The organism is Paenibacillus sp. UNC217MF (assembly GCF_000686865.1).
GTDB classification, from domain to species: domain Bacteria; phylum Bacillota; class Bacilli; order Paenibacillales; family Paenibacillaceae; genus Paenibacillus_B; species Paenibacillus_B suaedae.
The window spans coordinates 278,220-284,607 of the sequence record NZ_KK366028.1 but is presented as its reverse complement, the minus strand read 5'-3'; the positions used below and the strand labels follow the sequence as shown (position 1 = coordinate 284,607).

5 protein-coding genes are annotated in these 6,388 nt (G+C 49.7%); 2 read left to right on the top strand and 3 right to left on the bottom strand.

What is annotated here, in order from left to right; all coding sequences use genetic code 11:
* A partial coding sequence (locus tag BP95_RS31190; protein WP_139170725.1) for a spore germination protein occupies positions 1 to 490 on the bottom strand: 490 nt, incomplete at its 3' end.
* Between the two features lie 252 nt (positions 491 to 742).
* Here BP95_RS31190 and BP95_RS0122925 point away from each other — a divergent pair.
* The gene (locus BP95_RS0122925; protein ID WP_021257322.1) at positions 743 to 1,285 is read left to right on the top strand and encodes a cob(I)yrinic acid a,c-diamide adenosyltransferase; all 543 of its coding nucleotides are present in this window, start codon (positions 743 to 745) and stop codon (positions 1,283 to 1,285) included.
* Between the two features lie 296 nt (positions 1,286 to 1,581).
* Entirely contained in the window at positions 1,582 to 3,201 is a 1,620-nt protein-coding gene (locus BP95_RS31185; RefSeq protein WP_021257323.1) for a putative phosphotransferase system component, read from the top strand.
* Positions 3,202 to 3,364: 163 nt separating this feature from the next.
* Here the strand turns inward: BP95_RS31185 and BP95_RS0122915 are convergent, their stop codons facing one another.
* Together BP95_RS0122915 and ahpF are read right to left on the bottom strand one after the other, a co-directional pair.
* A complete protein-coding gene (locus tag BP95_RS0122915; RefSeq protein ID WP_081819960.1) occupies positions 3,365 to 4,591 on the bottom strand; it encodes a multidrug effflux MFS transporter in 1,227 nt (408 codons plus the stop codon).
* A 255-nt stretch (positions 4,592 to 4,846) separates the two neighbouring features.
* Positions 4,847 to 6,376 carry an alkyl hydroperoxide reductase subunit F gene (ahpF, locus tag BP95_RS0122910; protein ID WP_021257325.1) on the bottom strand — a complete coding sequence of 510 codons (1,530 nt, stop codon included), beginning with the start codon at positions 6,374 to 6,376 and terminating at the stop codon, positions 4,847 to 4,849.
* Positions 6,377 to 6,388: the final 12 nt, after the last annotated feature.

Here is a 6,388-nt window from a genome sequence, read left to right as displayed (position 1 = left end):
TGCCCTGTTGCGTTCCTTGTTGCGTTCCTTGTTGTGAACCTTGTTGCGTTCCTTGTTGCGTACTTTGTTGCGTACCTTGTTGTGTTCCTTGTTGCGAACCTTGTTGTGTTCCTTGTTGTGAGCTAAATTGTGAACTGAATTGAACTCCGCTAGTGGAAGCAAAAGTTGGTGCATATCCAGACCATGCAGCACCCGATCCTCCCGACCAATCCGGCGTACCGTTTGCGCCCATGGAGCCTTGTGATGCAGCCGAATCTGATTGTTGCGTGGAATTATCACCTTGCAAAACTTGGCTGTCACCCAAGAGCGACTCCATCATAAAGTCGATAATAATCGCCTGATCGACTAGTCCATCCGTATATATTAATGCGATTCTTTGCTCGCCCTTGCCCCCAACTCGCAATTCACGAATCACAATATCAGAGCTATTGCCGAGCTTCGTCCGAATATAATCCAGATTGCGTTGTAAGCTTGCTTGCAGCTGATCCATAGACGTCCTTCCTCGCTTCTGCAGTTGATCGCATGCCTGCTTGTTGTGCTGCTGGCTTTCCGCCGACAGCCATAGATTCTGCTTTCCAGTATTGCCGTGCATTCAGCCAGTTAAACCGCCAGTCGGTTCATCCCCTCCCTCTCAGTCGACAGGCCTTCCCCTCAGTGATACTATGGAAGTAATATATGCTACCAAGATTATGCCAGCACGCTGGAAAGATGCATGCCGGCTCATACAGGAGGGACAGCCAACATGGCGACACGAACCAGAGGAATGACGCTCGTATATACAGGTGATGGCAAAGGGAAGACGACAGCAGCAGTCGGGCTATGCGTCAGAGCGGTTGGACATGGCTTCAAGGTACTGATACTCCAGTTCATCAAGAGTCCCAAGCGCTCTTACGGAGAACAGGCTTCGCTGGAGAAGCTGGGTGTTGAAGTAAGACAGCTGGGGATCGGATTTACTTGGCTGAAGACACCGGAGGAGCATCGTGAAGCATTCAAGCAGGCATGGGCGATTGCGAAGCAGGAAATCCAGTCTGGTGATTATGATCTCATCGTACTGGATGAATTGAACAACGCACTTGCAATTACAAGCTTCCCGATTGATGATGTTCTGCCAAGGGCTGAGATCATCGAAGTAATTAAGAATCGTCACGAGCATCTGAACATCGTGATAACAGGACGTTCAGCTTGTCCGGAAATCATGGAAATTGCAGATCTCGTATCGGAAATTCAGCCCGTGAAGCATTACTACGAAGAAGGCATTCCTGCCGTGCTGGGACTTGAATTTTAATTCATTCTATCTCTCGATTATTCCCTTCATTAAGGCTGCATGTCTCTACGATCTCTACCTGGAGACAAGCAGCCTTATTCTATTACCTGCGTCCCTCTTAGCAAACCGCGGCAACACTCCGATGACCCTGACTTACTTTCCATCATTCCTCATTGCACAATTTGCCTATTTTTTTATTGAAATGAGGCTAATTATTCCTCTTTTTTCCATGCCATATAGATTGTTACTTCAACCATTTACCACTTTACTATAATATAGAAAAAAAAGATTTTTCACCGCAGACAGGAGGATCGTTTATGGCAAAAACAATCGCAATCATCGGAAGCAGCGGAGGCAACCTATATAACTTAGGAGGCAAAGACCCTCTTAAACTACTCCAAGAACTTGTCATCCAATTGGAGAGTGCTGGGATCGGCTGTGGAGCGATTCAGTTCGTTGGCGCAGACGCATCAATGGACAACGCCAAAGGCTCTACGCAGGCTGCCCTGTATGGCTGGGATGAGTCGCTCCAGACTCCGAAGCCACTTGCAGAAGGATCACTAGATGAGATCAATCAGGTTGCCACGCAATTGGATCAAGATATTGCGGCGCAGATTCGCCAGGGTCGTATTGGCGCACTCATTATGATGAGTGCAGATCCTACCCGCACCAACGCATATGCCGTGGAAGCAGCGATAGATATGAATCTGCCGATCACAGGAACTGGCGGCACGTCCATGGCTCTCACCAGTGCCAAGGGAGCGAATGTGCTGGCCGTGTCTGGCACGACCGGAACGACGAATCGTACAAGAGCAGTCACGTTCGTGACCACACTATGTCAGCATTGGGGATTGACCTATCGGCCAATTATCGGCGCAACTGCTGATGCCTCATCTGGCAGAACAGGAGAGGACTCGCCTTGGAGACGTATTAGCATTCGCGGCATTATGCTCGCCTCTCTGCCCGGCTTTATTGCGATGGCACTGCTACTTGCCTTAAGCAAAATCCCTGCTCTGGCCGGACTTAGCGAGATATTCGACATTATGATTAAAGCACTCCCTATCATTCTGGCAGCTATTGCAGCGAAGCAAATCTCGGATCTCGATGAGGTATCCATCGTCTCAGGTATCATCGCCGGAGTCATGTCCGTCGAGGGCGGCATTATTGGAGGAATCATTGGGGGGATTGGGGCTGGACTGCTCGGGCATGTTCTCTTTCGTAAATGTGTACAGTGGCGCTTCCCTGCTACAACTGTCAACATTGTCGCCGGCGGACTCTCCGGTTTAATTTCTGGGCTTATCGTCTATTTCATGGTTGCTCCGATCGCCCTTCAAGCCGGTGAAGGTATTCGCTGGCTGCTGGAAGCAGCTGTATCTACAAGCTCAATACTAGCCGGACTGCTCGCTGGACTGCTCATATGGCCTGCCATTCTAGGCGGTGTATATCATGCAGCCATCCTGCCCATTGTCCTGCTCGAAATGGAGCGGACCGGTAATAGCTTCCTTGGAGCCGTAGACATGGCTGGACTTGTCATGGTGTCTGCCGGTATCACGTTAGCGAATATAATTGCCCCTCGCGATAAGGGAGAAGCAGCCGTCGCCGTACCTGGCTTTCTGATTAATATCGGGTTCGGCACATTCGTAGAAGCAGCGTATCCCTTCATGTTCTCGAACAAATTCATCTTCGGCGGTGCTATCGTATCCGCAGGACTGGGCGGCTTATTGGTCGGAATGTTCGAAGTACAAGGCACCGCATACGTTCCTTCGTTCATGGCGCCTCTGTTATCCAATAACATGACTGGATTCATCGTTGCGATGGTCGGGAGCCTCTTATCTGCCTTCATGATTACTTTGACCGTCAACCAACTGTCACGCAGATCCAAGCGGCTTGAGCATGTGACCAAGCAAAAGGTGCAGACCGACAATCTTGCCGGATAAGCTAAGCATTCATATTACAACCTTCAACCCATCACGAAACTAAAAAGCGCTGGAGACTTCGCGAACCATTCCGCTTGCTCCAGCGCTTCTGTATGTGGACATACATATAAATAAAAGTTACATGATATGAGTTCAACTGTGCACAAGATACAAGTCTATGACGTTACCGCTTGCGAATCATGAACAAGTAGCTCATTACCGCGCCAAGTCCGCAGCACGCAATAACAACACCCATCGGAACGGCTGTATGGCTGCCAGCAATGCCGACAAGCGGAGCAGCAAGCGAGCCTGCAATGAAGGACATCAAGCCCAGCATAGCCGATGCGCTGCCCGCTCTCTCCCCTTGGCTCTGCATCGCTAGAGAGAAGCCTGCCGTATTGACCACCCCTGTACTCGATACAACAATGAACAGGGCGATGACAACTGCAATTAACGGTGCCTGCAGCAGTATCGCAGCTAAGAGCAGCAGACCACCACTAACGGTTTGAACAATTCCTGCAATGAAGAGCCGCTTCTCATGGAAGCGAGACGCCAAGCGGCCCGTAATTTGTGTCGCAATGATGAGCCCAAGGCCATTGAGTGCGAAAAACAGGCTGTATGCTTGCGGGGATGCGCCGTAAATTTCCTGCAGCACAAAGGGTGATCCCGATATATAACCGAACATCGCAGCAAAAACGAAGCCTTGTGTGCATGCATATCCCATGAATTCACGATCGGACAGCAGTGTACGGAAAGTTGCCATCGTCGTGCGCAGACCGCCGGTAGAACGGCGTTCAGGCTGAAGTGTCTCCGGCAAACCGAACCATGCGGCGATCATCATAAGCAGACCGAGCAAGCCGAGCACGATAAACACCCCATGCCAAGTCGTAAACTGAAGCAGCTGCCCTCCAGCAATCGGCGCTAATATTGGAGCCAAACCGTTAATAAGCATGAGCAGGGAGAAGAACTTCGTCAGTTCACTGCCCGAATACATGTCGCGCACCATGGCACGGGCAATGACAATGCCTCCAGACCCAGCCATGCCCTGAATGAAGCGGAGAGCAATCAGGCCCCCTATGGACGGAACAACAGCACATAGAATAGAAGCTATCACGTAAATGGCGAGTGAGAGGATTAGCGGCTTCCGGCGCCCTCTTGCGTCACTGAGGGGTCCCAGCATCAACTGACCAAGAGCTAAGCCCATGAGACAGGCAGTTAAGCTCAATTGCGCGAAGGAAGTGCTCGTCTGTAAGTCACTCGCCAACATCGGCAAAGAAGGCAGATACATATCAATCGACAACGGACCAATCGCTGTCATCGATCCAAGAATAACGGCCATGGACAGCCTCTGCTTCCGAGTAGGTGCAGACATGGCTGAGGCCGTATTACTGTGTTGCACAGGTATACTCATAGATGGTTTTTCAATTCCTTTCTTCAATCGTAATCACGGCTGCAACCAACAATACAAGATATGTCAATTTCAACCTACATACATGTAACCATTATAGTTACAACATTACAACGAATCAACCCTAAATCCTGTAAAGCTCTCTGTCCCGTATTGATAGGCAAATAACAACAGCCCCCACTTCATGTAAGAAATGAGGGCCGCCGCTCGCTTGACCTGCCACGAGGCAAGAAGCGTATCTATTCATGATGATATCGATTAATTGCGTATGAGATAATCGAATGCACCCAATGCTGCTGTAGCACCAGATCCCATCGAGATGATGATCTGCTTGTATGGGCTATTCGTGCAATCGCCGGCTGCAAATACACCAGGTACGCTTGTTGCACCATGGCTGTCTACTACGATTTCACCCATGCGAGTGCGCTCAACGGTATCAGCTAACCAGTCTGTGTTCGGCACAAGACCGATTTGTACGAATACGCCTTGCAGCTCAACATGCTTCGTCTCCCCTGTAGCGCGATCGATATAGGAAATGCCGTCAACCTTGTCTGTACCGGTAATTTCAGATGTTTGCACGTTCTTCAATACCGTTACATTCGGTAGGCTGTACAAGCGGTCTTGCAATACAGCGTCGGCTTTCAGTTCTGGAGCGAACTCAAGTACCGTCACATGTTTTACAATACCCGCAAGATCGATTGCTGCCTCTATGCCAGAGTTGCCGCCCCCAATGACTGCCACATCCTTGCCTGTGAACAGAGGTCCATCACAATGCGGGCAGTAAGCTACCCCTTTGTTCTTGAACTCTGCTTCACCAGGGACGCCTACGTTCCGCCAACGAGCACCTGTCGATACGATGACGGTCTTACTTTTCAGTACAGCACCGTTTTCGAGTTCAATTTCGATAAGGTCCTTCTTCTCCAAGCGTTTTGCACGCTGAAGCTTCATGACATCAATATTGTACTCTTTCACTTGATTTTCAATATTCGCTACGAGCTGAGGACCTTCCGTGTATTTCACACTGATAAAGTTCTCAATGCCGAGCGTATCGTTGACCTGACCACCGAAGCGCTCTGCAACGATACCTGTGCGGATCCCTTTGCGTGCTGCGTAAATCGCCGCACTTGCACCTGATGGTCCACCGCCAATAACAAGAACATCGAATGGCTCTTTATTATCGAACTCGGATGCATCTGGAGCAGTACCAAGCTTAGCCAGAATTTCTTCAACGGTCATACGTCCGCCGCCGAAGAATTCGCCGTTCAGGTATACGCTAGGGACAGACATAACATCCTTGCTCTCTACCTCTTCCTTGAATACGGCACCGTCAATCATCGTGTGCGAAATGCCAGGGTTAAGAATGCTCATCAAGTTCAGCGCCTGCACAACATCCGGACAGTTATGGCAGCTCAGGCTGATATAAGTTTCAAACTTATATTCGCCGCGAATGTTATTAATTTGATCAATCACACTCTGCTCTACCTTAGGAGCTCTACCGCTCACTTGCAGCAAAGCCAATACCAAAGAGGTAAACTCATGTCCGAGCGGAGTACCGGCAAAAGTAACGCCTGTATCTTCACCTACACGGTTCACACTAAAGCTTGGAGTGCGGGACAACTGTGTCTTCTCCACAGTAATCCGAGACGACATGCCAGCGAGTTCCTCCACCAAGGACAGCATCTCCGAAGACGCATCATCAGAGCCAGCGCTGACCTTGAGAACAATATCTCCCTCAAGAAGCTGGAGATATTGTTCTAGTTGTGCTTTGATATCTTGATCTAATGCCATTGTAAGGACACT

Excerpts from the sequence above, each read along its gene's own strand:
- BP95_RS0122925 (WP_021257322.1), top strand. The coding sequence starts at position 743 with ATGGCGACACGAACCAGAGGAATGACGCTCGTATATACAGGTGATGGC.
- BP95_RS31185 (WP_021257323.1), top strand. The coding sequence starts at position 1,582 with ATGGCAAAAACAATCGCAATCATCGGAAGCAGCGGAGGCAACCTATAT.
- BP95_RS0122915 (WP_081819960.1), bottom strand. The coding sequence starts at position 4,591 with ATGAGTATACCTGTGCAACACAGTAATACGGCCTCAGCCATGTCTGCA.
- ahpF (WP_021257325.1), bottom strand. The coding sequence starts at position 6,376 with ATGGCATTAGATCAAGATATCAAAGCACAACTAGAACAATATCTCCAG.